The organism is Desulfomarina profundi, from assembly GCF_019703855.1.
GTDB lineage: Bacteria > Desulfobacterota > Desulfobulbia > Desulfobulbales > Desulfocapsaceae > Desulfomarina > Desulfomarina profundi.
The window spans coordinates 306,527-333,071 of sequence record NZ_AP024086.1; the positions used below are offsets into that span (position 1 = coordinate 306,527).

Consider the following 26,545-nt stretch of genomic DNA (forward strand, 5'->3'; position numbering starts at 1 on the left):
GGCACCTTTAAAAGGAGGCTTGTGATGAAAGACACCTTAAAGCCGGGAATCCGCTATGAGCATACGTTTACAGTGCCGGAATCCAAAACAGTTGCTTCTCTCTATCCCGAGGCTTCCGAATTTCTTGAGATGCCGGAGGTGTTTGCAACCGGATTCCTGGTTGGACTCCTGGAATGGACATGTATTAAGGCGATTAATCCCCATCTGGACTGGCCGCGGGAACAGTCTGTTGGTATCCGGGTGGATATCAGCCATGAGGCTGCAACTCCACCGGGTTTTACAGTGACCGCAACGGTTGAACTGATTAAAGTGGAGGGAAAAAAACTCACCTTCACTGTTGAGGCGCATGACGGAGTGGATCGTATTACCAGAGGTCGGCACGAACGATTCGTGATCAACAAGAAAAAATTTGATGCCGGAATTGCCGGGAAAAAGAATACCTGATTATGCATAAAGCTCAGCCTGAGACAATTGCCATATCTGCAGGTTGGCTGAGTTTCAGGGGAGCCGGAAAGGAAGAAGGTACGGTAAGGTTTTTTTATTATTTCTTTTTTTTCTTTCGAATCGGTTTACGAAAAGTTTTTTTCCTGACAGGCTTGGAACGCTCCTTGATAAACCATCGTGACCGTACACATGGTGGCAGCATTTCATAGGGTTGTCCTATTCTGTGGAGTTTTCTCCAGGTTCCGTCCGGTGCCAGAAAAGCACTTTTTCTGCCGTTGATAATGACTCTTGGAGTGACGATGTCGGGAAAGGCGATGATTTTTCCGCTGTGGATGTTTTTCAAAAAATGGGGAAAAAATTCACAGGAATGTTCAAGCACCAGGGGGAAGGGATCATATTTTTCTTCCAATTCCCGGGAATAGCGGGTAGTTCCCTGGGGATCTTCAAAAGAGCATGATTCCAGGTCTTCTGAAATTACCGGTGTTCTTGTCTGGAATCCGAAGGTTTCTGAAATCCAGAGAGCAAGAGGACCGCTCTGTTCAGTCGCTTTCCTGACAATTTTGTAGGGGTTAGGGGTTGTGATATCTTCTCTGTGCAGATGAAATTCCAGGTGGTCCCTGTATTTACTTTCGGTGAGAAGAATTTCCACGATTCTCATGGCGTCCCTACCCGGTTCCGTAGACTGTTCAAAGGTGTGAACTGAGATTGATTTCTGTCTTCGGAGAAATGGAATCGCACCGGCGACGGCAAGGATACCTGTACCGGAGCCGAATTCACAGCCTGTCACCCGGTTGTGTGTGGCGGTTGAAACAGGCAAGTTCTGAATCTGGTGGACAAGGGCTGCTGTAGCCTTGGTATCAAGAATACAGTCAAGGGCCCCAAGGTGATTTGAATACCTCCGTAACAGTTTTCCAAACGTATTGTTCTGTCGCATCTGTACCCGCAAGGCATCAACCGGGTCTTTTCCGCGTTGTTCCTTTCGGTCGGCTTTTGCATGGAGTTCCCTGTTTTGTCGCAGTACTGTCTTGAACTCATTCCCGCTTAACCTGAAAATGTTCCTTATATACAGCCCAATGAACTCAGCCACTGCTGATGCTTGCCTGTGAAAGGACAGAGAATTCGTTTCCAGTTCTACAAGATTGTCGTACGATTGGGCCAGTAACGATTCCAGGGAGGGTTTTGTTGTCATGGTGTTAGAGTTTGATTGTTGAAAAATCACTGAAAATCCGAATTGACGGAAATTTTTAATGTGAAAATACTCATAATCCTTTATCAGCGCAAAGTATAATCATTTCTTTCACTCAAGATATAAAAGTTATATTATGGTGTTCTGGATGATATGAATACCTGATTACCCATGAAACTCAGGTATATTTCCGGTCTTGGAATTGTCAGACTGAGTTTCGATATAATTAGAACTGAATATGATTGAAAAGATATAGAAAGAACTGAGGAAATTGATTTGACAAACAAAAACGGAAGTGAAGAAAGTGCAATACGAAATATAACTGAACATAAAAAAGGCGGTATGGGGCAGTTGCCTGCAACGGCAATATGCGGTAACGATATAACCTCCTCCTGCCTCTATGTCTCAGCTCTTGCTGTCATTTACTCGGGAAAATGGGCACCTCTCGTACTGCTGATGGTGGCCGGTGTTCTTTACCTGTACCGGGGGATTTACGCGGAGGTGGTGGGAGCGTTGCCGCTGAACGGCGGTGCCTACAATGCCCTGTTGAATACCACAAGCAAGTTTCGCGCATCGATTGCCGCCTGTCTGACTATACTTTCCTATATGGCAACAGCCGTTATCTCGGCAAGTGAAGCCATGCATTACCTGCATACGATTTTTGAGGTCATTCCCGTTGAGCTGACAACCATAGGTCTCCTGGCCTTTTTCATGGTGCTTTCCATTATCGGTATCACAGAGTCAGCAGTGGTTGCCATCGGGATTTTTCTCTTTCATATGATATCTCTGGTTATTCTTCTGGGAGCTGGTGGCTTTTATCTCCTGCAGAATGGTATTGATATATTGCAGTTGAATCTTTCGACTCCAACCCAGGGTGGGCTTGGCATGGCAATTTTGTTTGGTTTTTCCGCTTCACTCCTTGGTATTTCTGGTTTTGAAAGTTCCTCGAATTTTGTTGAAGAACAGGCAGAAGGAGTTTTTCCAAAAACACTGAGAAACATGTGGATCGCAGTTTCCTTCTTTAATCCGGTCATTGCGCTGCTGGTCCTTGCCCTGATTCCCATGGGACAGGTTCCGGAGCATCAGAATGCCCTCCTGACTTACCTGGGGCATATTTCCGGGGGAAACTGGCTTGGTATCCTTATTTCCCTGGATGCTGCCCTGGTGCTTTCAGGTGCAGTATTGACGAGTTTTGTCGGTGTAAATGGTCTTATCCACAGGATGACCCTGGATCGTTGTTTACCCCAGTTTTTTCTGAAAAAAAGCCGTCGGAATACAACGCATCGTATCATTATCGCTTTTTTTGTTCTCTGTGTTTCCGTACTTGTTATAACGAAAGGTGATCTCAAGGCTCTGGCAGGAGTGTATACTATTTCCTTTCTCTCAGTGATGGCCCTTTTTGGTATTGGCAATATTCTTTTGAAAACAAAGCGGGCCAGTCTGCCCCGTCCTACTGTTGCTCCCCTGTTTTCCGTGCTGCTGGCTGTGGCTGCGGTGATCGTCGGTCTCATCGGCAATGCCATGATGAATTTTCATTACCTGCTGATGTTTCTCGAATATTTTGTGCCCGCCGTAATCCTGGTTTCCATCATGCTTGGCAGGATCGCCATTCTGCGGGCCTACCTGTTTCTGGTTCGTTCCATGTTCATGTTTTTTATAAAAAGGATGACGAACATATCCCAGTCCATTCGCTCCCGTATTGAGGCCATAAATTCCCAGCAGATTGTCTTCTTTACCAGGGGAGATAATCTGGCCAATCTCAACCAGGCCATGCTCTATGTGCAGAGGAATGAACATACCAACCGGATTAAGGTTGTTACCGTAGTGAAGAGTGAGGATGAAATTTCCCCCGGTCTGCAAAAGGATATAGAGTTTCTTGATGAAGCCTATCCGGATATAGATATCGAATTCGTGCCACTGCTGGGAACATTTGGGCCGGATCTGATTAAAAAACTGTCGAAGGAGTGGAATATCCCGGCCAATCTTATGTTTATAGGTTCTCCGGGAACACATTTTATTTATGGGTTAGCGGATCTTGGCGGGGTGCGTCTTATTATCTGATATCCGAATCCTTCAATTGGTAATATCGGTTGTGGGATTTTTGGCCCGCATGAGAAATGCTGGTGAGATAAAATCATTTAAAATCAGTGGTATGGAAATTATAAAAAAGAGAAAAACAATATGTCCCCTGGATTGTCCTGACAGTTGCGGAATCGTTGCAACAGTAGAGAACGGCAGGGTTACCGGCCTCGCAGGAGACAGGGAACATCCGGTGACCAACGGTTTCATCTGTCGGAAGATGCGGAAATACCCGGAGCGACTCTATGGCGATTCAAGAGTTCTCTTTCCCCAGGTTCGTGAGGGGGAAAAGGGGAAAGGACGTTTTTGTCGTATCAGCTGGGATGAAGCTTTTGATCTTCTCGTGGAAAAGCTGGATGAAATAAAAAGGAAGTCTGGTGCCGAGGCAATTCTGCCCTATTCCTATGCCGGAAATATGGGAGCGGTCAACCGTTTTGCCGGTTATCCTTTTTTTCATAAACTGGGTACATCCAGGTTGGACCAGACTATCTGTTCCGCTGCCGCCGGGGCCGGCTGGAAGAAGCAGTGCGGGAATATGCCGGGATCACCGCTTGAGAAGGCGATGGATGCGGACCTTATTGTCTGCTGGGGAATCAATTGCAGGGTGACCAATATCCATTTCTGGCAATATGTGGTGGAAGCCAGGAAAAAAGGTGGCATGCTGCTAGTGATTGATCCTTATCGCAACAGTACAGGGAAAAGTGCGGATATTCATGTGTCCCTTGAGCCCGGGGGGGATGTGGCTCTGTCTTTGGGAATAATTAAAGCTCTTTTGGAGGTGAACAGGCAGGACAGCAGTTTTATTGAAAACAGCACCACAGGTTTTGAACATCTCGCCATTTATTTGCGGGAAACTGACTGGCGTGAATTTACAGATCAGAGTGGGGTGACCAGGGAAAAGATCACTGATCTGGCCCTTCTTTTTGCGGATCACCCGAAAATGTTTCTCCGGATTGGCATTGGTCTTTCCCGCAACAGCAGGGGCGGGATGGCCCTGCGTGCGATTACTTCTCTGGCTGCTGTTCTCGGTCTTTTCGGTGAGGGAACAGGCAGGGGGGTTCTGTACAGCAGCGGGGCTTTCAATGGGAGAAAGGCGGAACTGACCCGACCAGATCTTGCGGAGAAAATAACCAGAAAGATAAATATGATTCAGCTGGGTCGCGCCCTTACCACTCTTGATCCGCCGATCAGAGGCCTGTTTGTGTATAACAGTAATCCTTTAAGTGTGGCTCCGGACAGTGCAATGGTAAGAAAGGGACTGTTGCGCAATGATCTGTTTACAGTAGTTCATGAGCAGGTCATGACCCCAACAGCCCGCTATGCTGATCTCCTGCTGCCAGCCACCACATTTCTGGAAAACAGGGATGTATATACCGCCTATGGGCATTTTTATATGGGAGTTGTGGAGCCGGTCATTCCGCCCCTGGGTGAGGCCATGTCCAATTTTGATTTTTTTCAGATCCTGGCCCGGAAAATGGGGTATGACGATCCGGTTTTTTCACAGAGTTGTGATGAGAGAATAAGGAGTTTTCTGACTGGTATGAGCGGATTGCCTGAAGAGGTTACACCAGATCAGGTGATGGCGGGTGGATATGTCCACTCCACCTGGTCCAGGAAAGAGGAGTCACTTCTGACAGGATTGGATTTGAAGTTTCAGTTCAGTTCGCCTTTTTCCCCACTGGAACCCGAAATTCCCTGCCTCCAACCTGGAAAAGAATTTGATGATGTTGATCTCCAGGGACGGTTTCCATTTAAACTCATTACACCACCCCATGCGGATTTATTGAATTCCACATTTGGAGAGAGTTTTCAGGATTGTTCCGGGGAGGTGCTGATTCATCCGGAGGATGCAGAAGAGGCGAATATTGCGCATGGTGATCTTGTAACACTGGAGAACTTTCGCGGTAGAACGAGGCGAGTCGCCCATCTGACCGGGGATACACGCCGAGGACTGCTGGTTGCTGAAGGGATTTTCTGGCAGGGCAGAGAAGATGAGGGTGGAATAAATGATCTTACCTCCCAGAATCTTACCGATATGGGTGGTGGCGCTCTGTTTCATGAATCGCGGGTGCGACTTTTGAAATCCTGATTTTTCATGAAACTCAGCCAGCTCGGCTTTCTCGTCAGTTCAGACGAGTGCTCACGGATTCAGGATTATTATCGAATTTATGAAAGCAGCATGTTATTGGCGAAACTGATAATCGGTAAAATGACCCTTGAGAGAAGGCCGCTGAAGGCAAGAAGAAGTATGATAATAAAGCCGTAGCGCTCAACCTGCATATAGGATCGGGCCAGGTCATCCGGCAGCAGGCCGGTCAGGATACGGCTGCCATCCAGGGGAGGGATGGGAAGGAAATTGAAAATACAGAGCACAAGATTAATCCAGACCGAAGCGATCAGCATTCTGCTCAAGGGGATGAGGATTGCTTCGGCAAGTGGAGAATAGGGTAACATTGTCGCCAGGGCCCATATCATTTTGATAATAAAAGCACTGAGAACTGCAAGTACCAGGTTAGTGACAGGCCCTGCCAGAGCGACCCAGAGCATGTCTCTCTTCGGGTTTTTAAAATAAATGGGATTAACAGGTACCGGTTTGGCCCAGCCGAATTTAATAAAAAAGAAGGCAATTGTGCCGATGGGATCCAGATGACTGAGCGGATTGAGTGTCAGCCTTCCCGCATCTTTTGCGGTCGGATCCCCAAAGCGCCAGGCAACATAGCCATGGGCAAATTCATGGAAGGTAAGGGCAAAGAGCAGGGGTGGGGCAAGGATAATGAATTCTATGATGGAATTTTGCATGGAAACAGGATGTTATGGTTTCAGATTTGACCTTCAAAATAGACTGAGCGAGAGAATAAGCATTGTTGGCCCAAGATCAAAGGGGAAAATGTTTTCTCAAAAGAACAAGTTCATCATCCCGGCTCTCTGCCAGACCATCCATCCTGAAATCCCGCATTGTTGCCAGGATGGTTTTAAACCGTGGACCTGGCTTGTAACCCAGGTTGACCAGGTCCTTTCCAGTCAGTTCCGGTTCCATGTTCCGCAGGGTTGTTACGTAGAGGGATACTGCTTTTTTCACATGATTTTTTCTTGCCAGGGCCATGATATAGAGAAGACCTTCAATGTGCAGATCTTCGAGGAGAGAGGCGATCTGACTGTTTTTGTATGTCGAACTGCGGGCTAGTTGATTGATGGCCCTGTCAGCCATGGCTTTTTCCTGAAGAAGGAATTCAGTAGTTTTCGGACTTTCCTTAAAACGTGTGCAGCAGGCCTTTAGCTCCCTCTGTCCGGATCTACCGAAGATGGCGAGGAGGTAAACTATCCAGTTTCTGCATTTTTCTTCCAGATAGAGGAGATGATACCAGGAGATAGCGTTGTGGGCCTGAGTGAGGATATGTCTGAACCGCCGATCGATTTTCAGGTGGGGACGCAGGTCCGGCCAGAGATATGGAAAAAGGTTGAACTGTGCCAGTCGTTCAATGGCCGGGAGCGGGTTTTCTTCGGAGAGAATGATCTTGACCTCATTGAAATAGCGGGGATCGTGGTGTTTGCCGAACAGTTCCATATTGACCGCATTTACGATAAGCCGTTTCGTATGGGGTGATAGAAGAAAATCCATTCGCTTTTCAAACCGGATTGCCCTGAATATTCTGCTGGGATCTTCCACGAAGCTTAAGTTGTGCAGTACCTTGATGGTACGCTGCTTGAGATCGTTCTGACAGTTGAAGAAGTCGATCAGCATACCGAAATGGATTGGATTGAGCTGGATGGCCATGGCGTTAATGGTGAAATCTCGGCGATAGAGATCAAGTTTGATTGAAGAGAGTTCCACGGTTGGCATGGCGGCCGGATATTCATAATATTCCAGTCTTGCCGTGGCGATGTCGATCTTAAAACCGTCCGGAAGAATCACTGTAGCCGTTTTGAAACGTTTATGGGTCCTGTGCCTCCCCTGAAGATGGTTGGCGAGTGTTTTTGCAAAACGAATCCCGTCCCCTTCAATAACAATATCCAGATCAAGATTCTGCTTTTTCAGGAGCAGGTCACGAACGAAACCGCCCACAGCAAAAGCATTATAGTTCATTTGTTCGGCCACATTACCTATTGTCTGGAGAAGCTGTATCATGTTTCGCTCAAGGCAGTCGACAATGAGGCTGTTGACATTCCGCTTTTTCTCAAGAGACGGATGTTCCGATTCATGGAGGAGGTTTTTCGGTAGATGGGCCGGGTCGTTGACCAGCCTGTTCAGCAGGTCGGTACGAGTGATAACTCCTATGATCAAATCGTTTTCAACTATGGGTATCAGTCGCTGGTGATGTTCGATAATAAGTTCCTGGATATCGGCCAGTGTTGCGTTGAATGGCAGGGTTATAACCTCGGTGGTCATGTAATCTGAAACCGGCCGGTGAGCAAGGTGATGGTGAGCTGCTTTTTCAATGACCTGACGGGTGATGATACCCGCAAGTGTTGAAAGTGGTTTCGGCAAGTGCTGATCTTCATCACATACCGGCATGGAGTTGATATTGTACCGGGTGAGAATTTCTTTCACCTGGCTGATGGGGGTTTCCGGTGACACTGAAATGGCCGGTTGTGACATCATCTCCCTGGCAATGGGTTGGGGAAGAATATGCCTGTGCAGGGAAAGGATCAGCTTCTCCTGGGCTTGGATCAGGGTGATATCGTTCAATGTGGCAGATGCTGCCGTCGGGTGCCCTCCTCCTCCCATGTCCCGGGCAATGATCCCCACGTTTACATCGGCCGAACGGCTGCGGGCGATAAGATAAATCCTGCCGCCCATGGAAATGAGGGCAAAAAGTACATCGATATTTTCCATTGTCATGAATCTGCGGACTATGGGGGCAAATTCGTCAACATATTCAGGAAGAGAGTGGGTGGCGATAACTATTGGAATATCCTGGATGGTATATTTTCTGGCATTTTTCTGGAGTTGCTGAAGGATATCGATATGGCTGCTTTTCAGCTCATGGGTGATAAATTGGGAAACCTGGTCCAGTTCCGCTCCTTTTTTAACGAGGTAAGCCGCGGCCATCAGGTCTGCGGGGGTTGTTGTAAGATGTGTAAGAGAACCGGTGTCTTCGTATATCCCAATAGCGAAGAGTGTAGCCTCCTTTTTGGAGAACGGGATGTTTTTCTTCTGCAGTATTTTGATAAGCAGGGTGGTTGTGGAACCGTAATTTTCTTCCTTTTCCACCACACCACTGAGATCACCGGGATTTCCTGGATGATGGTCGTAGAGATGGATTTTCAGGTTCGGGTTTTGCAGGCAATCTGCAAATGAACCTAGCCGGCCTGCCACCTTTGTGTCAACAACTATAAGGGTGTCTATCTCTGCAGTATCGACTTGCCTGGCAGTGAGGAAATCATAGTCGTCCTGCAGATTTTCAGAAATGAATTCCCGAACATTTCGTTCCTGGGAACCGGGGAACGCCATGACTGCGTCCGGATAAAGCTTGCTGACTGCAACCATTGAAGCCAGTCCGTCAAAGTCGGCGTTGATATGTGTAGTGATTAACTGCATTGGCAAATGTTCGTGCGGGATCTCAGGTCTTATTTGTTATGAATATTGTGTCAGTTCAAGGATAATTGCAGAATATAAACAATTAGTCAACTATCAGTGATTGAACAGGATTGATGCAATGTGTCCATCCAGGGTCAGTCCAGGCGATGTCACCTTCTTCAGTATTTCCGCGGCAAATATGGGTGACTGTTATTTTTTGTAAAAAATTTTGAAACTGACGCCAGCACCTGAAATAATGATAAATTGGGTTTAAAGATAGCCTGTTGAAAGTTCATTGCTGGCTATTCGGAATAAGTTTGTTTTTATCCCCTGGGATGAAACTGTTTGTGAACTTTTTTCAATCTTTCCTGGTCTATATGGGTGTAGATCTGAGTTGTTGCAATATCAGCATGGCCAAGCATGAGCTGGACGGAGCGCAGGTCGGCCCCATGGGCAAGGAGGTGGGTGGCAAAGGAGTGGCGCAGCATATGAGGGGATATTTCTTTGCGAATTCCAGCGGCTTGTGCGGTTTTTCTGATGATCTGCCAGAAGCGGAGCCGGGTCATGCATTTGCCATGATGGGTGATAAAGAGATAATTGCTTCGTTTTCCCTTGAGAATCAGGGGACGTGCTGTTTCCAGGTAGAATTCGATCTTTTCCTTTGCCTGTTCCCCGAATGGAATAAGGCGCTCCTTGTTTCCCTTGCCGAGAACCCGAACAAAACAGGCGGAGAGATTGCAGGCGGCCAGGGGCAGTTTGATCAGTTCTGAAACACGTAGTCCCGTGGAATAGAGAAGAAAAAGCATGGCATTATCACGTGTTATAAGAGGTGACAGCTTTTCAGGTGGTGTCAGGAGTCGTTTCACCTCATCAAGGGTGAGGGCCTTTGGTAGAGTGCGCCCGCTTTTAGGGAGATCAACGATGGCGAACGGATTATGTTTGACGATTTTCTGCCGGGAAAGAAAGGAAAAAAACGATTTCAGGGCAGAAACTCGTCGACTGTTGCTGCGGTTGGAAATGGATTGTTGGCGACAATGTTCTAGGAAAGCGTGGATAAGAGAAACATCCACGCTGTTTAACTGTCTTTTTCCATGTGCCCTGATAAAATGAAGGAAAAGAGTGACATCTGCAGAGTACGCTTTTACACTGTTTTCCGCCAGTCGTCTCTCGGATATGAGATAGTGGAGAAAGAGATCACGAGCGCCACTGAATTGTTCGGAAAGTTGTGATGATATGACTTCTCCCCGGTAATCATCTGCGAAGCCGGATTTGGTGGTACGATAAGAAACCGGATTTGCAGTTTATGGAAACAAACCGACTGGCTGGACCTGAAGGCTCAGCAGTTTATACCCCTTGTGTAAAAAACGAGTGAAAATCCCAACTGTGGCAAAACACCTCAGGTGATGGGATTTTCAAACAGACCGGCATGGCCGGACCAGATGACTCGGCAATTTATGCCCTGTGGGTGCACAACAGAGTAATGAAAATCCGACTGCGGCAGAACGGTTTTTTGTCGCAGGATTTTCAGATAAAAACCTGAATTATTTTCGCCTAAAAGGATCTTCTCATGCGATTGAATTTGCGGAGCTTTCTACGGGCTTCCGCCTGCTTTCTGCGTTTTTTAATGCTCGGCTTCTCGTAGTACTCGCGACGCTTTAATTCTCTTTTAATGCCGTCAATCTGTAATTTCTTTTTAAGCTGTCTGATTGCGTACTCAAGATCTCCGCGAACTTCAACTTCTATCATCTGTAGCTCCGTTTAACGAATTAATTTATTGTTTATGCAAAAGAATCTATATGTTACCGATTCCAGGGAAATTCAATCGAATGTCATGGTGACAATCTTTTTTATATACTAAAGGGCAGGAGCTTTTGTCAATGGATTTTTGTGATAGTCACTGTTTTCCTCCCCTTTCTCCAGAGGGGCGGTGCGTTGGGTCATTTCTTATGGTAAGGTTAGCCACATTTCTCATGAACATTGTGTCAATTTTGAGAATAACTGTAGATTACAAATAATTGGACAACTATCAGTAGTAGAACAAAATTTACACAATGTTCACCCAAGGTCAGTCCAGGCGACGCCATCTTCTACAGTATTTCTGCAATAAATATAGATCACTATAATTCACTGCAGAAAACTTTGAACCTGACGCCGCCTGAACTGATGAGGTAAAATGAGAAGGCTGGTTCTCCCGAGCTATGTTATAGAACATGCTCAACCATAAAACGCAGTCATGATGCTGCAAAAAAAGGAGAACCAGCCATGAACAGTATAACAATTGGAATGGATTTAGGCGATAAAACAAATTTTGTTTGTATTGTGGGTGACAGAGGTACCATCCTGCTGAGTAAATTTATAGACAACAATGTAGAATCCATAAGAAATTTTTTTAGGAAATATAAAAGAACTACGGTCGCTATTGAAGCGGGAACTCATTCCCCATGGATGAGTAGACTCCTGAGCTCCATGGGCTGTAATGTTTTAGTGGGGAACCCAAGAAAACTACGTGCAATATGGGAGAGTGATTGTAAGACAGATCAGCGAGATGCTGAAATGCTTGCAAGGATAGCACGATTCGATCCCAATTTGCTTTATCCGATACAACATAAAGGTGAACAGGTACAAGCGGATCTTGCACTATTGCACTCAAGAGATTTATTGGTGAGAACCCGCTCCAGTCAGATTAATCATGTTCGTGGCATTGTAAAATCCTTTGGTGAGCGGTTACCAAGTTGTAGCACAGAATGTTTTCATAAAAAGGCTATATCCCATATTCCTCAACAGTTGCAGCTTGGCCTTGGACCTGTACTGATACTCATTGCACAGCTTAACAAACAAATTAAAACTTTGGATAAAGAAATCGAGAGTATCAGCAGTGAGCGGTATCCTGAGACAGAGTTGCTCAGGCGAGTGAAAGGAGTCGGTCCTATAACAGCTCTGGCATTTGTGTTGACGGTTGAAGATCCTGGTAGATTTGGAAAAAGCAGACAGATTGGCCCATATCTCGGGCTGACACCTCGTCGCGATCAATCTGGAGAGACAGATAAACAGCTTCGAATAACCAAAGCTGGCAGTCCGTTTTTACGAAAGCTATTGATAAATTCGGCGCAATATATTCTTGGCCCATTTGGAGAGGACTGTAACCTGCAACGTTTTGGTTTACGTCTGGCATCTAGAGGCGGGAAAAATGCAAGACGTAAAGCTGTAGTGGCAGTGGGAAGGAAATTAGCAATACTCCTACATCGTCTGTGGAAATATGGAGAAATATATGACCCGGTTTACAAACGTAACGTTTTATCAAGAAGAAAGGCAGCATGAGTTACATAGTCTCACTGCACCTGTCAAGGACAATGTTCCCCAGGAACCGTAAGTACCCGGTACTACATACTGTGACACTTAAAATGAACTTGGTGAGTATATTTATAGAGGAACATTCTCCTTGACAGCTTTGTTCGTTATGTACAACCGGTAACTGTGAAAAGGGGAAAAATGATTTTCCCTTTTTATAAGCAACGTAAAATGAGTGGAGACTTTCAAGTCATTTTGAAAATAAAGCCCTGAATAAAGAACGTCCCGTCCGGAAGACTGCGTGAATTTCTCTGGTCTGTCATATGCCAATGACAATTTTTAAGACCGATGATGAGGTGGCAGCTCCAGGACGGACCCTACAATGCACCGAACTTTTTGGCAGAGGTTCATAAATGAGTGCGAATGGAAGCATGACGTTTCAGGGATTATTTAAAAAATGGTTCGCCACGTCGAACTTATATCTTGACAAGCCTTCTCATGGAAGAAATGCGGGTTAGGCATTGGCAGAGAAATGATCTTGAATAATGGGGAGCAACATGGAAAAGAAAATAATAAATATAGCACTTCTGGCCGGAGGTGTTTCAACCGAAAGAGAAGTTTCCCTTGCGGGAGCAATTGGTGTGGAAAAGGCGTTGGACAGTAAGAAATTTACGGTAAAAAGGTATGATCCGGCAACGGACCTGGCCCGTCTGGCAGCGGATGCCTCGAAGATCGATTTTGCCTTTATACTGCTCCATGGTCTTTATGGTGAAGATGGAACAATGCAGGGTTTTCTTGATCTTCTGAAAATTCCCTACCAGGGTTCGGGAGTGCTTGGCAGTGCCGTTGCCATGGACAAGCATCTGGCAAAGGAACTCTATAAACTGAACGGGCTACCTGTGGCTGACTGGCAGATCATTGAGGCTGGTGAATCAGTGGATGTGGAAAGGCTGCTTTCCCGGTTTGGTCTGCCCGTGGTGATAAAACCGGTTCGGGAAGGATCTAGCCTGGGGCTGACTCTTGCGACCAGCGAAAAGGAACTGGAAAATGGTATAAGTCAGGCCCAGAACCATGACTCCATAGTGATGATTGAGAAATATATCCGGGGAAGAGAGTTGACCGTGGGGGTTATCGGCAATGATGAACTTACTCCTCTGCCTGTAATTGAGATCATTCCCGGTGAAGAATTTACATTTTTTGATTATGACGCAAAATATAAGGCGGGTGCTTCAAAAGAAGTCTGTCCGGCAGAAATTACAGATGAATTGAAAAACAGAGTACAGGAATATGGGGTGGCAGCCCATAAGGTACTTCGCCTGCGAGGGTACAGCAGGACCGATATGATTGTTGCGGAAAGCGGCGAGGTTTTTCTGTTGGAAACCAATACCATTCCGGGAATGACCCCGACCAGTCTTCTTCCCCAGGCTGCTGCGGAATATGGTCTGGAGTTTCCTAAGTTTCTGGAATACCTGATTGACCTCGGGCTGGAAGGATAGGAGCGGCAAGAGGTCTTTATCAAGTGGATGTTTTCTGCAATTGCTTTTTACCCAGTTTTTAAAAAACTCTGGCTGAAAGGGTGGTCATGAAGACTGGAAAATCGAGCAGCAGGGCAAGGGGTGGGCAGTGGAATTTTGCCGGATGGTTTGGTTTATTTCCATGGCACTTATACCCCCTTGTGGGGTGTTAGACTGTTATTGAATGGTATTACGGGAGAGCAGGAAGGATATGTTGACATGGTGAATTCGCTCGTATTATTTGCACCTTTTCTTGCTACAGTCGCTGTTGTCGGAATTGTTTTGTGGGCAATATACTGGTTGCTGATAGGACGAGATCCGAACCTGAATAATGAACGGAAATTTCCACGACAACTGCTTATGTTCGGTCTGGTTCTCAGCGGGCTTCTGGTATCTGTATTTGTTCTGCCTGTAAATGAAAGTTCCCGCAATCAACTCCTTGGCCTGATAGGGATTGTGATATCGGGGGTTCTGGCTTTTTCTTCGACAACAATTATCTCCAATCTTATGGCCGGGCTCCTGCTTTCAATAACAAAACCGTTCAGGGTCGGGGATTTTATCCGTATTGGTGATCATTTTGGAAGGGTCTCGGGGCGAGGGCTGTTTGATACGGAAATCCAGACGGAAAAACGAGAGCTTATTGCTTTGCCAAATACCTATTGCATCAACAATCCAGTGGCAAGAGTTCTTGATTCCGGAACTATTATTTCCACGAAGCTGTCACTGGGGTATGAATTTAATCATGACCGGGTGGAACTTCTGCTTCTGGAAGCTGCGCAAACCTGTGGTCTCCAGGATCCTTTTGTCCATATTCTCGAACTGGGGGATTATGCGGTGACATATCGTGTGTCCGGATTTCTTGAGGAGGCCGGTCATCTGATTTCCATGGGGTCCAAGCTTAACGGTTGTGTGTTGGATACCCTTCATAACCATGGTATGGAGATTGTATCACCTTCATTTATGAACCAGAGAAAACTAGCTGCTGATAAGCGGTTCATACCTGTACCGACAGTGATGGTTTCAGATGAAGAACAGAAGATTTCAGCAGAAGATATAGCCTTTGACAAGGCAGAACAGGCAGAAGAACTGGAAAACGAAAAAGAGCAACTTCTGGGGGAAATTGAAGAGCTTAAAAAAAGCCTGAAAGATCTAAAGGTTGAGGGTCAGATAAAAATCAGACAGGACGCCATTGGCCGAAAACGGCAGCGTCTCAAAATGATTGAAGAGGCAATGAATCAACCGGAAGAGAGGATCGGAAAAACCGATTCAAGGGGTTCATCAGTTGGCGGGCCTGTTACCTGACAACCTGTCGGTCGACGATAATCCGATCCGGATTATTAAAGATATTTAAACGATCGGGGCGGGCGTAGGCGGCAAGTGTTGCCCCGGACCGCCTGGCGATGGCAAGGCCCAGTGACGAGGGGGCGGTGCGGGACATGATTATGGGAATGCCTATTCTCGCGCATTTGAGGACCATGTCCGAGGTGAGTCTTCCTGTGGTATAAATGGCTCCCCGGGCTGTTGCCTTGCCCAGGAGAATTGCTCCCAGGACTTTGTCCACGGCATTATGGCGTCCGACATCCTCGTAGAATGCCTGGAGTCGGCCGTTCTGCCAGAGACCGCAGCCATGGACACAATGGGTGTCCTGTCCGAGGGTTGAGGTGTGCAGGGCCTGGCGGATAAAAGATCTGATTTCCGGGAAACCGATTGAATAATCCTGCAGCGGCTCAAAAGCATCTTCCAGCATCTCTTTAGATATTTTTCCAGTGCCTCCGCAGCCTGAGGTGATGATAACTTCTTTTGGTTCTGTAATCTCCACATCAGCGTAAACGGCTATTCTACCTTCAGGACAGACATAGATCTCTTTGATTTCTTCCCCCGTCTTTATATATCCCTGGCCGAAAAGAAAACCCGCTCCGAATTCTTCCAGGCCGATGGGCAGGACCATGGATGAGCCTATAGTTTCATCATTCAGGGCGATTGAATAGGGAGTCTCGATGGCCAGTTGCTCTTCCTGTTCTCTATGGCCGTCAGGGGAAACAACTGTAGTGGTATGGGTGAGGGTCAGGGCAGTGCTGCCGGATTGTTTCTTGCTCATATGGATAAAAACAATTTATAGTGAAGTAAAGATTGAGTGGAGGATATCCTAAGAGGTGTTGTCCTCTATTTCAAGTATGAACTTGCCAATTGTGCAGAAATCAGTTCGGATTTCCCATCAGTTCAGGCGGCGTGAGGTCTTATCCCCCAGGGTCAGTCCAGGCGACGCCACCTTCTGCAGTATTTCAGGCAGTAAATATAGGACAATCTAATTTACTGCCAGGGAAGCGAAGACTCCGGGAACTTTGAAGCTGACGCCGCCTGACCCGATGGAAAATGCGAGCTATTGCCCTAGGAGTTGTAAATGAGAAACTGGTCGATTGGTGTTGTTTTTGTATATTTTTTACTGTCTGTCTGTTCGCTTCGGGCTGACCAGCAGCCGGGTGCCCGTCCCATTCTTCTGGGGCAGTCCTGTGCTCTGACGGGGCCGGCCAAGAACCTGGGCCTTGAGATGCGTGCAGGGCTTTTGGCCGCGTTTGCCCGGTTAAATGATGGCGGGGTATCCATGGTCGGGAAATTATTCTGATCAGTCGAGATGACGGGTATGAACCGGATAAGGCAGTGAAGAATACAAAAGAACTGATCTATGACGATCAGGTTTTTGCCCTGATCGGAGCAGTGGGGACGCCGACATCAAAGGCTGTTGCTCGAATCGTCTCCGATGCGAAAATTCCTTTTTTTGCCCCGTTTACCGGTGCGGAATTCCTTAGGAAACCTTTTGAAAAATATGTTGTCAATGTGAGGGCCAGCTATTTTCAGGAAATGGAAAGACTGGCATCTTATCTGATCGATAAAAAAAAGCTGAAAAGAATTGCCTGTTTTTATCAGAACGACAGTTATGGTTTTGCCGGTTTAAAGGGAATTGAAATCGCCCTGGCCAGACGAGGGATGAGGCTTGTCTCCAGGGGCAGTTATGAACGAAACACTGTGGCGGTAATGGGAGGCTTGAGGGATGTCTACAGGGAGCACCCTGAAGCTATTGTCCTTGTGGGTGCCTACTCTGCCTGTGCTGAGTTTATCAAACTGAGCAAAAATAAATATTCTGAAAATGTCCTTTACTGCAATATCTCTTTTGTAGGGACGGAAAGTCTGCAGGAAGCCCTGGGTGGGTATGGGGAAGATGTCATTGTTTCCCAGGTTGTTCCCTCACCCCATGACAGGGAAACAGCACTGATAAGAGAATTTCAACAGGATATGATGAAATATCAGCATGATGCGACTATAAGTTTCACATCATTGGAGGGCTATATAGCCGGAAAACTGTTTGGAAAGATTGCTCTGGCCGTAAAAGAGGAGATTACAAGGGAAAAGTTTATCTCCACCATGGAAAGCATTGGCCGTTTTGATTTAGGCGGTATCGTTCTCAGATTTGGCCCCGGTGATCACCAGGGGATGGATACCATTTATCTTACCCGGATTTACCCGACTATCAGGACACTTGATGAAACCCGCTGATTTTGGCAGATCCTTGCTTTCAACCATATTTACCAGGATTACCCTTTCTTCGGCACCTTTTTATGCTTCCCTGGTGGTGGTTACTTCACTCAGCCTCTTTATTGGTGCTTTCTGGGCTGTCAACGAGTACCAGGCATACAGGGAGAGCGTGGAAAACATCAGGAACAATTATCAGCATCAGTATGAGGTCAGGGTAAAGGAGGAACTGGAAAAGGTTGTCGATTTTATTGATTTCAGGCGTTCCCAGAATGCCATGCGGGTTGAGCGTGATATCCGGGAACGGGTTCAGTCCGCCTATACCATTGCCTCTCATCTTTACAGGTTTTACAAGGATGAAAAAAGTGTGGATGAACTGCGCTCAATGGTTGCGGAAATACTCAGACCCATTCGCTGGAATAACGGCCGGGGATATTATTTTGCCGGAAGAATAGGGACTGGGCGTATCGATCTCTTCAGTGATGAACCGTTTTTTGAGAATAAAACAGCAGTTCAGTTTAAAAAAATAACCGGTCAGGATCTGATCGGGGATATTGTCACTCTTGTCCGGGAAAAAGGGGCCGGGCTGTACAGTTACAGCCTGGTGAAACCTGAATTTGGTGGGAAAAGTTTTGGAAAAATCGCTTTTGTGAAACATTTTGAGCCGTTTGACTGGTTCATTGGTGCCGGAATGTATACGGATGACCTGGAATGGGAGCTGCAACAGGATATCCTTGACAGACTGCAGAACATGAAATTCGGCAAAGACGGTGAAGTATTCGGTTTTCGTTTCGACGGCACTATAATCTGTAACAGGGATCAGCGGTTGATCGGGAGATCCATTAAGGATCTTGTCGGCAGCAATGGACAGGCCTATGGACGGACTTTTCTTGAAGTTGGTCGGCAGGAAGCAGGTGGTTATGTTTCTTATGCAGTAGACCGGGACGGGCAGGAGTCTTCCCGGCAAAAACTCGGTTATATAAAAAGGTACAGTGACTGGAACTGGGTCCTCGGTACATCCATGTTCATGGATGCGATGGAAAAGGCGATTGCTGCGGAAAGCGTGACTTATCAGCGGATTTCTTTTGAGAATGTTTTTATATTTATTATTCTCTACTGTATTGCTGTTTCCTTTCTTCTGCTCAGCACCTTTTTTTATTCCCTGAAGATACGACAGGGAATCAGTCTCTTTACCGATTTTTTCCGGCAGGCCGCGGATTCCAATGTAAAAATCAGAAACGACAGTCTGACCTTCAGAGAATTTGAAGACCTGGGCCGCCTGGCGAACATCATGGTAGAGAACAGAATTAAAAATGAGCTCCTTCTTCACCGGGATGAGCTTCGTCTTGATACTTTGCTGCGGCTGGGAATGATGGAACAGTATTCCCTCCAGGAAAAATATGATTTTGTCCTGCGACGAATCGTGCGGATTACCCGCAGTGAGGAGGGATATCTTTGCCTTGTCAGAAAGGGGGAGGTGGAGATTCGTTCCCTTGTCTCTTTGGACGGCGATGAGCCTGTAGGAAAAAAGGACGTCAGTTTGGTTCCCCGGTCAATCCGGAATGCCGGGTTGCCCGGACAGTGTCTCAGAAAAAAATCGGCGGTTATAGTAAATCAGGCGGATCAATCTGAAAACGGAGAAAACTACCCTTACAAATCTGCTGTTACCAGGCATCTTGATGTACCGATTTTTAATGATGGTACCATTGTCATGGTAGCTGGAGTCTGCAATAACCTGGAGCCATATGATAATTCTGATGTGAGGCAGATGACCATGTTGCTTGAGGGAATGTGGCTCCATGTCCTGAAAAAACGTTCGGAAGAGGAACTGGCCAGGCTTGAGCGTCAGATTATTGCGGTCAGTGAGGAAGAGAGAAGCGATATCGGCAGGAATCTGCATGATGATCTGGGCTCCCACCTTACCGGGGTTGAACTGCTCAGCAAGGTACTGCAGCAGAAACTGGAAAACCGTGTTCCGGAAATGGCTAAGCAGGTTGAGACGATTCGAAACCTGATACAGGATGCTATTGAAAAGACCAGGCGCTTTTCCCAGGGACTGTACCCTGTCCATGTGGTGGAGTATGGTCTTGAATCTGCAATTGAGGAGTTGATGGTGGAAGTGGAAAGCCTTTTCCGGGTCCAATGCGTTCTTTCCTGTGAGGACGAGGGAGAAAAACTTCAGGCCAGTCTTGCCACCCATCTGTATTATATAATACGTGAAGCGGTTTTTAATTCCGCCAGGCATGGCAAGCCGGAACACATCGGGGTCTTTATGGAATTTGCAGTTGGCCGGTTTTCGGTTAAGATAGTGGACGACGGACATGGTTTTGGCTGGAAACCGAAGGGAAGCGGTATGGGGTTCCATACCATGAAGTACCGGGCCAAGGCCATAGGTGCAAAACTGACCATTGATTCCGATATGGTCAGCGGCACAATTGTTACTGTTTCAGGTGAGGTGCTTGAGTGAAATTAAAGGTGTTGATTGTCGATGACCATCCTATTTTCCGCATGGGAATGGCAGAGTTGCTCAATCAGGAGAAGGATCTTGAGGTTTGCGCCCTTGCGGAAGATATTGTTTCCGCCCGAAAGGCCCTTGTAGAGCATGAACCCGATCTGGCCATTGTTGACATAACCCTGGCTGGAGACAATGGTCTGGATCTGGTGAAGGAAATCTCGGTCTGGCAGAAACCGGTACCTGTTCTTGTCCTTTCCATGCACGATGAGTCTGTCTGGGCGGAACGGGCTATCCGTGCCGGCGCAAAGGGATATATCATGAAGAGGGAGGCAAGCGAAACGGTGATTGTCGCCCTTCGTAATATCGTGGCGGGCAAAATACATGTCAGTGAAAACATGATGGCCCTCATGCTCGACAAATTTCATGCCCGGCAGGGAGGAGGAGCTCCAACGGTTGATTTGCTCACTGACCGGGAGCTTGAGGTGTTCAGGCTGATCGGTGCGGGTCTGGCCACCCGTGAGGTCGCAGCACGGATGAATCTGAGCATCAAAACAATCGGGACCTATCGGGACCGGATCAAACAGAAACTCTGTATCAAAACCAGTGCCGAGCTTTCAAGGCGCGCAGTTCTCTGGACGGAAAGAGAACATTTCAGCCAAGGCAGTCCTGCCGTGTAGGTAAAACACCTACACATAGCTGTTTTTTGCCTACATAATAAAAGGGGTTGGTCTGATTTCGGTTTTCGCAGGAATACCCTATAATGACTCGTAATTACACTTCAAGAACGTTCATATTGGCTTGTTGACCAGTTACCTTTCAAGTCTGTGCATGGGGGTAGGATTACAGCAAATGACCACTTTTTCCGGATGTCTGTTAGTCGAAAGAAATAATACTGAACCAGAAATTGTGGAATCGGAAGTTCGGCTTGACTCCGGGAATAAACCGGTCTTTGCCGTCGATTCCTCTGACACTGTATTGCTGGCCGGTGGTTTCCCATCCTTTTTTTCTCAATCACCATTCCCTTTCTCGGTAACTTTGCAACTGAACCGCGATAGAACTTTTCTTGACGGGGACGGCCTGTTGCGACTTGCTCTGGCGGAACACAGACGGCTGAACACTGCTTTCTGGCCCAGTTACATAAGCGAGGTGGATACCCGGGTATGTGTTATAGGGAGTCAAACTGCCCATGTGGAAAAATTTCTCGATACCTATGGCGGTATGCTGGAGATTGAACCACTGCTTCTGCAGGAGCTGCATCCGGAAATTGCCACGGCAGTAGATCTCCATATTGAAAAGAATGACGATGGATTGCGTCTTGAATATACAGTCAGGTTGCCCCTGTCGATCCGGGAGTGTACCTATTGCGGGGCCTGCGGCTCGGTATGCCCGGAAAACTGTATTTCTCCCCGACTTTTTCTGAATCTGCAGCAGTGTAGTCTCTGCGGGGAATGTGAAAAGGTCTGTGCAACGAAGGCCATTGATATCAATCGCATTGAAAAAAGGGCTTTGGAGGTTCCCGCCCTGATCATTCTCGACGACAGTAGATTTGAAGTTGGAGAGGACGTGTCAACTGTCTATCACGAAAATGAACTGGAAAGGTTTTTTTCGACCCTTTTTCCCTGGCAGGTGGAGGAACCTGTTGTCTGGAGTGCTTCGATTTGTCAGTATAACTCCCGGCTTGGAGCCGGCTGTGACCTCTGTATTCGAAGTTGTAATTATGGCGCGATAACCCGGGGCAGTGACGGAATCGTGATAAATCCCTTTGCCTGTGAGGAATGCGGTGCCTGTGTAGGTGCCTGTCCTACCGGGGCTCTGCAGAATGGAAGATTTGACGATACAGCTTTTGTCAGGTTTTTTGATACCGTGGATTTCCGGCAAGGAACAACCGTCGTTATGGGCAGTGAAGAACAGCTCCATGAGTTCTGGTGGCAGAGTGGAGGACAGCGTTATGACAACCTGTTCTTCCTTGAATATCCTGACTGCGAAAATCTGTCACTTTTTCATCTTCTCTTTCTGCTCCTTCGTGGGGCGGGCAAGCTTATACTGCTTACCGGAACACAGGGTGGCAGGGAACTGCAGAATCAGGTGGCTCTGGCCAATTCGCTCGTAACTTCACTTTATGGCGGGGAGCATCGGTTTTTTTTAAAGCCTGTCAGGGATGTAGAGAAACTGTTTGCCCGGCTTTCACCTCTTGAGCGGATTCCGGGAGGAAAAGGCACGGGGGAGTACACAAATCGAAGAAAAGAACTGGCAGAAGAACTGAAAAGACTTGTTGCGGGCAGTGGAAAAAATGCCACAGTCCGACCGGAGAAGTCTCTGGCCTTTGCCACACTTTCCTGTGACAGTGAAAGTTGTACACACTGCCTTGCCTGTCTGAACGGTTGTCGTATCGGGGCGTTATCTGCCGATGAGGAGAAGTTGTCTTTGAATCATGTGGGTGTGATGTGTATCGGCTGTGGGCTCTGCGTTCAAATCTGCCCTGAAAATGCGCTTGGACTGGCGCCGGAATTTACGCTGAACACCGATTTTTTCATGCAGCAGATATTAGCGGAAGCAGAGCCAATGACCTGCAGGAGTTGTGGAAAGGTTTTCGGTACCCGCAAGAGCTATGAGCGGGTTATGGCCATTCTTGAAAAAAAAGAAAGTGTTGACACAACACATTTTGAATATTGTGAGACCTGCAGGGTTGTCAGGCTTTTTGAGGATTAACAATGGACGATCAGAAAGAGTTGTTTCGTGTGCGCCTCCGGTTTCTTGATCTTGGAAAATCTTTTTTCCTTGGTGAACCTGATGCGGAGAAGATCAGCCGGTGGAGGGGAACTTTTTCTGCAATGACCCGGGAGCAGATCAGTCCAGCTTTCGATCGAGCGGTCAGGGAGCTGGTGGAGGTGCTGAACACCACGGCGGAGAACACGGTAAGCCTGTCAACTCTGCAGGACGAGTATTATACACTTTTCATGGATCCCTTTGAAGGGAGTCCTGTAAACATGACTGTTTCCCATTATTTAGACGGTAGGAATTTCGGACCGAGTCTGGTGGAAATCAAGGGTTTGCTCCATGAGGCGGGAATAGAAAAGGATAAAGCCGTAAAAGAGCCTGAAGACTCTCTGGTTGTTCTTCTGGATGCTTATGCAGCGCTGGTGGATGAAGAGCAGAGAGGAGATGATGGAAGCGAAACGGCAAAGCGGTTGCAGGGTCGGTTGCTGGAAGAATTTCTTCTGCCGTTTCTTGAAAAATTCAATTTGGCCCTGGAGAAAAATGACCGGGCAAATTTTTTTCGTATCTGCGGCCGTTTTCTCCAAGAGTATTTTGAATTGGAGAAAGGACTGACAGTTGGCGGATAATGTTCATGGCGGGTGAATTGTGCCGCTTATAAAAGCGATGAAAGCCCAGCTGTAGTGATGAAGTATTCACTGCAGAAGAGGCTTTCTTATTCAAAAGGAGGGTATGCGATGAAAAAGGAACAGGACAGTCGGCGTTCATTCCTCAAGCACATGCTGGCGGGAACGGCGGCCGTTGCCGGGACTGCAGCCGTTGTCAGGTCGGTGAAGGCAAAATCGGTTTCGGTGGAGAATCATTGTGATGAAATTCTTTACCATGAGAGCGAAAGTTTTAAAAAATATTACAAAACGCTGCGCTAGTAATAACCGGTATGGCTGACCAGTAATCCGGGTTTTTGCAAACATTTTGCAAACAAAAGAACCTATTGAAAAGGAGAACAGTATAATGGCCAGAAGCAAAATAAGGAAAAATTCCGGGGGTGATATCACCGGCGGTGGTCCGAGGATGACCCTGAATCCGAAACTCGCCAGGCGATCGTTTTTAAAGTTGTCCGCGGCAACGGCAGCCTTGAGTGGAGTAGCAATGACCACTAGGCTGACAACCAGAGCAATGGCAGCAGACCGGAAGGAGCCGTACCTGGGATCAAAAAAGGTTCGGACAGTCTGTACATACTGTGCCGTGGGATGCGGAATAGAGGCTGAAGTCCATAACGGGGTGTGGGTACGTCAGGATATCGCCCAGGATCACCCAATTTCCCGTGGATCTCACTGCTGTAAAGGTGCGGGAGCGATCGATATGGTGACCAGTGAAAAAAGGCTGAAAAGCCCGATGAAACGGGTCAATGGAAAATGGACTACTCTCTCCTGGGATCAGGCTATTGATGAAATCGGTGCAAAACTGCTCGATCTCCGGGAAAAGGACGGACCTGACGCACTTCATTTTAACGGCAGCGCCAAGGTATCCAACGAGATGGCCTATCTGCACAGGAAATTTGCTGCCTTCTGGGGGACGAATAATATCGACCACCAGGCCCGAATCTGACACTCCACAACGGTGGCAGGTGTCGCCAATACTTGGGGTTACGGGGCAATGACCAACAGCCTGAATGATATCAGGCATGCAAAAAGCATGATCTTTATAGGCTCGAATGCAACGGAGGCCCATCCGGTTTCCATGCAGCATATTCTCCATGCAAAAGAGGTGAATAATGCACCACTTATCGTAGTTGATCCACGATTCACAAAACTCGCGGCCAAGGGAACGGATTATGTCCGTATTCGTCCCGGTACCGATGCAGCCTTTATGATGGGGCTGATTAATGCCATCATTACCAACGGCTGGGAAGACAAGGAATTTATCAGAACCAGGGTCGCGGGATATGAGGAAATGGCTGCAGTCGCCTCCCAATATACCCCGGAAGCTGTTGAAGAAATCACTGGTATTCCGGCTGCCGAGGTGACCAGAATTGCCGAGATTCTCGCCAATAATCGACCGACCAGTCTCACCTGGTGCATGGGTGGAACCCAGCATTCAATAGGTTCTTCCATAACGAGGACCTTCTGTATTCTTCAGTTGGTTCTCGGCAATATGGGAAAATCAGGTGGTGGAACCAATATTTTCCGAGGCCACGACAATGTTCAGGGTGCAACGGACATGTGCATTCTATCCCACAGCCTGCCGGCATACTACGGTCTGTCTGATGGGGCCTGGAAACACTGGTGCCGTGTCTGGGATGTGGATTATGACTGGATGGTTGGCAGGTTCCCGGCCAAGGAGTGGATGAATAAAAAGGGTTTTACTTTGGCCCGCTGGTATGAAGGGGTTCTTGGTGAAGAGAAGATAGAATCTCCCAGTGCAGTCAAGGCCATGATCCAGTGGGGCTGCGGTTCCAATTCCAACTCCCAGTATAATCGTGTGGTCAGGGCTCTGAATAAACTGGAGCTGCTGGTTATTGTTGATCCCTTCCCCACCATCGCCTCGGCAGTGACAAAAACGGACAACGTCTATATCCTGCCCTGTTCAAGTCAATACGAGACCTCCGGTTCCGTGACCTCCACATCCCGGCAGATTCAGTGGAGAAATAAAGTTGTAGAGCCGATCTATGATTCCAGGGATGATTACCAGATCATGGAACTGCTGGTGAAACGTCTGGGATTTGATAAAGAATTCTATAAGAATATCAGTCAGGTGCCGGAAGATATTACTTTGGAGCTGGGTTCAGGTTCTCTGACCATTGGTTATAATGGCCAAACTCCGGAACGGATCAAAAAACATATGGAGAACTGGCATACTTTTGATATTGATGATCTCCAGGCCAAAGGTGGACCGTGTGATGGGGAGTATTACGGGATGCCGTGGCCCTGCTGGACAACTGATCACCCGGGGACGCCCATTCTCTATGACGTATCCAAACCTGTTGCTCAAGGAGGTCTGCCCTTCAGGAACCGTTTCGGACTCAAGAAAAAGTACGATTCAAGCGGCAGAACTGAAAATCAGCTGGCGGCAGAAGGTGTATATAATCCGGGCAGCGAGGTCAAAGGCGGTTATCCTGAGTTCAAGGATGTTGTTCCTGGAACCAACTGGAAAACTGACCTTTCCCAGAAGACCTTGAAGGAGGCTATAAGAAGGGGAATGGCCCCATTCGGCAATGCGAGAGCTCGTTGTGTCGTCTGGAATTTTCCAGATCAGGTACCGATTCACCGTGAACCGCTTCATTCACCGCGACCGGACCTGATCGCCAAATATCCCACCTATGAGGACAAGCCGAATCATTATCGGGTACATACCCGCTACAAGAGCGAGCAGGATCCTGAACTTGTGAAAAAATATCCCTACGTTATTACCACAGGTCGAATGGTTGAACATATGGGTGGCGGAGCAGAGACGAGAAGTTCCAAATATCTTGCAGAACTTCAACCTGAAATGTACGTGGAAATCAATCCGCGTCTTGCCAATAATCTCGGAATTCGCAAAGGTGGCATGGTTATCATTGAATCACCTGAAGGTGCGAAGATTAAAGTCAAGGCCAAGCTCACCAAACGTGTTGACGAAAAGACGGTCTTTTTGCCATTCCATTTTGCCGGTACGCTTATGGGTGAATCGTATGAGAAGGATTACCCGGAAGGTCATGCCCCGTTTGCTGTCGGTGACCCCGGCAATGTCGTGACCAATTATGGCTATGACATCATCACCCAGATCCAGGCCACCAAGGATGGTCTGTGTAATATCACCCGCGCCTGATTGGTGCGTGG

Annotated in this window: 20 protein-coding genes; 14 read left to right on the forward strand and 6 right to left on the reverse strand. The window is 47.3% G+C overall.

Annotated elements, in window-relative coordinates:
• Positions 1-24 precede the first annotated feature (24 nt).
• A complete protein-coding gene (locus LO777_RS01395; protein ID WP_228855801.1) occupies positions 25-444 on the forward strand; it encodes a thioesterase family protein in 420 nt (139 codons plus the stop codon).
• A 97-nt stretch (positions 445-541) separates the two neighbouring features.
• On the opposite strand, the gene LO777_RS01400 is transcribed toward LO777_RS01395, so the two are convergent.
• Positions 542-1,633: a hypothetical protein gene (locus LO777_RS01400; protein WP_228855802.1), complete on the reverse strand. Its 1,092-nt coding sequence runs from the start codon at positions 1,631-1,633 to the stop codon at positions 542-544.
• Between the two features lie 273 nt (positions 1,634-1,906).
• Between LO777_RS01400 and LO777_RS01405 the strand changes: the two genes are divergently transcribed.
• Both LO777_RS01405 and LO777_RS01410 read left to right on the forward strand, forming a co-directional pair.
• Positions 1,907-3,691, forward strand: coding sequence for an APC family permease (locus tag LO777_RS01405; protein WP_228855803.1), 1,785 nt, complete (start codon positions 1,907-1,909; stop codon positions 3,689-3,691).
• Between the two features lie 49 nt (positions 3,692-3,740).
• A complete protein-coding gene (locus LO777_RS01410) occupies positions 3,741-5,798 on the forward strand; it encodes a molybdopterin-containing oxidoreductase family protein (protein ID WP_228855804.1) in 2,058 nt (685 codons plus the stop codon).
• Between the two features lie 77 nt (positions 5,799-5,875).
• Here the strand turns inward: LO777_RS01410 and LO777_RS01415 are convergent, their stop codons facing one another.
• The 4 genes from LO777_RS01415 to rpsU all read right to left on the reverse strand — a co-directional run bounded on the left by LO777_RS01415 (position 5,876) and on the right by rpsU (position 10,970).
• Complete coding sequence (locus LO777_RS01415) at positions 5,876-6,508, reverse strand: site-2 protease family protein (RefSeq protein ID WP_228855805.1); 633 nt, start codon at positions 6,506-6,508, stop codon at positions 5,876-5,878.
• Positions 6,509-6,584: 76 nt separating this feature from the next.
• On the reverse strand, positions 6,585-9,248 hold the full coding sequence (locus tag LO777_RS01420) for a CBS domain-containing protein (protein WP_228855806.1): 2,664 nt from the start codon (positions 9,246-9,248) through the stop codon (positions 6,585-6,587).
• A gap of 302 nt (positions 9,249-9,550) precedes the next feature.
• Positions 9,551-10,462 carry a site-specific tyrosine recombinase XerD gene (gene xerD / locus LO777_RS01425; RefSeq protein WP_228857426.1) on the reverse strand — a complete coding sequence of 304 codons (912 nt, stop codon included), beginning with the start codon at positions 10,460-10,462 and terminating at the stop codon, positions 9,551-9,553.
• A gap of 316 nt (positions 10,463-10,778) precedes the next feature.
• Positions 10,779-10,970 carry a 30S ribosomal protein S21 gene (gene rpsU / locus LO777_RS01430; RefSeq protein WP_407929178.1) on the reverse strand — a complete coding sequence of 64 codons (192 nt, stop codon included), beginning with the start codon at positions 10,968-10,970 and terminating at the stop codon, positions 10,779-10,781.
• A 519-nt stretch (positions 10,971-11,489) separates the two neighbouring features.
• Between rpsU and LO777_RS01435 the strand changes: the two genes are divergently transcribed.
• The 3 genes from LO777_RS01435 (at position 11,490) to LO777_RS01445 (ending at position 15,331) form a co-directional block, all read left to right on the forward strand.
• Positions 11,490-12,545, forward strand: coding sequence for an IS110 family RNA-guided transposase (locus LO777_RS01435; protein ID WP_228855808.1), 1,056 nt, complete (start codon positions 11,490-11,492; stop codon positions 12,543-12,545).
• Positions 12,546-13,072: 527 nt separating this feature from the next.
• Positions 13,073-14,011 (forward strand): D-alanine--D-alanine ligase family protein, encoded by a 939-nt coding sequence (locus LO777_RS01440; protein ID WP_228855809.1) that lies wholly within the window; start codon positions 13,073-13,075, stop codon positions 14,009-14,011.
• A gap of 120 nt (positions 14,012-14,131) precedes the next feature.
• Positions 14,132-15,331, forward strand: coding sequence for a mechanosensitive ion channel family protein (locus tag LO777_RS01445; protein WP_228855810.1), 1,200 nt, complete (start codon positions 14,132-14,134; stop codon positions 15,329-15,331).
• On the opposite strand, the gene fdhD is transcribed toward LO777_RS01445, so the two are convergent.
• Positions 15,324-16,127, reverse strand: coding sequence for a formate dehydrogenase accessory sulfurtransferase FdhD (fdhD, locus tag LO777_RS01450; RefSeq protein WP_228855811.1), 804 nt, complete (start codon positions 16,125-16,127; stop codon positions 15,324-15,326). The genes LO777_RS01445 and fdhD overlap by 8 nt on opposite strands.
• A gap of 303 nt (positions 16,128-16,430) precedes the next feature.
• Here fdhD and LO777_RS01455 point away from each other — a divergent pair, with 303 nt between their 5' ends.
• The 8 genes from LO777_RS01455 (at position 16,431) to LO777_RS01490 (ending at position 26,534) form a co-directional block, all read left to right on the forward strand.
• A complete protein-coding gene (locus LO777_RS01455; RefSeq protein WP_228855812.1) occupies positions 16,431-16,652 on the forward strand; it encodes a hypothetical protein in 222 nt (73 codons plus the stop codon).
• Positions 16,652-17,581 (forward strand): ABC transporter substrate-binding protein, encoded by a 930-nt coding sequence (locus tag LO777_RS01460; protein ID WP_228857427.1) that lies wholly within the window; start codon positions 16,652-16,654, stop codon positions 17,579-17,581. Before LO777_RS01455 ends, LO777_RS01460 begins: the two co-directional genes overlap by 1 nt.
• Positions 17,568-20,024: a cache domain-containing protein gene (locus LO777_RS01465; protein ID WP_228855813.1), complete on the forward strand. Its 2,457-nt coding sequence runs from the start codon at positions 17,568-17,570 to the stop codon at positions 20,022-20,024. Before LO777_RS01460 ends, LO777_RS01465 begins: the two co-directional genes overlap by 14 nt.
• Positions 20,021-20,689: a response regulator transcription factor gene (locus LO777_RS01470; RefSeq protein WP_228855814.1), complete on the forward strand. Its 669-nt coding sequence runs from the start codon at positions 20,021-20,023 to the stop codon at positions 20,687-20,689. The genes LO777_RS01465 and LO777_RS01470 overlap by 4 nt, the downstream gene beginning before the upstream one ends.
• A gap of 229 nt (positions 20,690-20,918) precedes the next feature.
• Complete coding sequence (locus LO777_RS01475) at positions 20,919-22,721, forward strand: 4Fe-4S dicluster domain-containing protein (protein ID WP_228855815.1); 1,803 nt, start codon at positions 20,919-20,921, stop codon at positions 22,719-22,721.
• A gap of 2 nt (positions 22,722-22,723) precedes the next feature.
• A complete protein-coding gene (locus tag LO777_RS01480) occupies positions 22,724-23,356 on the forward strand; it encodes a TorD/DmsD family molecular chaperone (RefSeq protein WP_228855816.1) in 633 nt (210 codons plus the stop codon).
• Positions 23,357-23,464: 108 nt separating this feature from the next.
• The gene (locus LO777_RS01485) at positions 23,465-23,653 is read left to right on the forward strand and encodes a twin-arginine translocation signal domain-containing protein (RefSeq protein WP_228855817.1); all 189 of its coding nucleotides are present in this window, start codon (positions 23,465-23,467) and stop codon (positions 23,651-23,653) included.
• 145 nt (positions 23,654-23,798) lie between these two features.
• On the forward strand, positions 23,799-26,534 hold the full coding sequence (locus LO777_RS01490) for a molybdopterin-dependent oxidoreductase (protein ID WP_268907592.1): 2,736 nt from the start codon (positions 23,799-23,801) through the stop codon (positions 26,532-26,534).
• Positions 26,535-26,545: the final 11 nt, after the last annotated feature.

Excerpts from the sequence above, each read along its gene's own strand:
- LO777_RS01395 (WP_228855801.1), top strand. The coding sequence starts at position 25 with ATGAAAGACACCTTAAAGCCGGGAATCCGCTATGAGCATACGTTTACA.
- LO777_RS01400 (WP_228855802.1), bottom strand. The coding sequence starts at position 1,633 with ATGACAACAAAACCCTCCCTGGAATCGTTACTGGCCCAATCGTACGAC.
- LO777_RS01410 (WP_228855804.1), top strand. The coding sequence starts at position 3,741 with ATGAGAAATGCTGGTGAGATAAAATCATTTAAAATCAGTGGTATGGAA.
- LO777_RS01415 (WP_228855805.1), bottom strand. The coding sequence starts at position 6,508 with ATGCAAAATTCCATCATAGAATTCATTATCCTTGCCCCACCCCTGCTC.
- LO777_RS01420 (WP_228855806.1), bottom strand. The coding sequence starts at position 9,248 with ATGCAGTTAATCACTACACATATCAACGCCGACTTTGACGGACTGGCT.
- LO777_RS01435 (WP_228855808.1), top strand. The coding sequence starts at position 11,490 with ATGAACAGTATAACAATTGGAATGGATTTAGGCGATAAAACAAATTTT.
- LO777_RS01440 (WP_228855809.1), top strand. The coding sequence starts at position 13,073 with ATGGAAAAGAAAATAATAAATATAGCACTTCTGGCCGGAGGTGTTTCA.
- fdhD (WP_228855811.1), bottom strand. The coding sequence starts at position 16,127 with ATGAGCAAGAAACAATCCGGCAGCACTGCCCTGACCCTCACCCATACC.
- LO777_RS01455 (WP_228855812.1), top strand. The coding sequence starts at position 16,431 with ATGAGAAACTGGTCGATTGGTGTTGTTTTTGTATATTTTTTACTGTCT.
- LO777_RS01465 (WP_228855813.1), top strand. The coding sequence starts at position 17,568 with ATGAAACCCGCTGATTTTGGCAGATCCTTGCTTTCAACCATATTTACC.
- LO777_RS01480 (WP_228855816.1), top strand. The coding sequence starts at position 22,724 with ATGGACGATCAGAAAGAGTTGTTTCGTGTGCGCCTCCGGTTTCTTGAT.
- LO777_RS01485 (WP_228855817.1), top strand. The coding sequence starts at position 23,465 with ATGAAAAAGGAACAGGACAGTCGGCGTTCATTCCTCAAGCACATGCTG.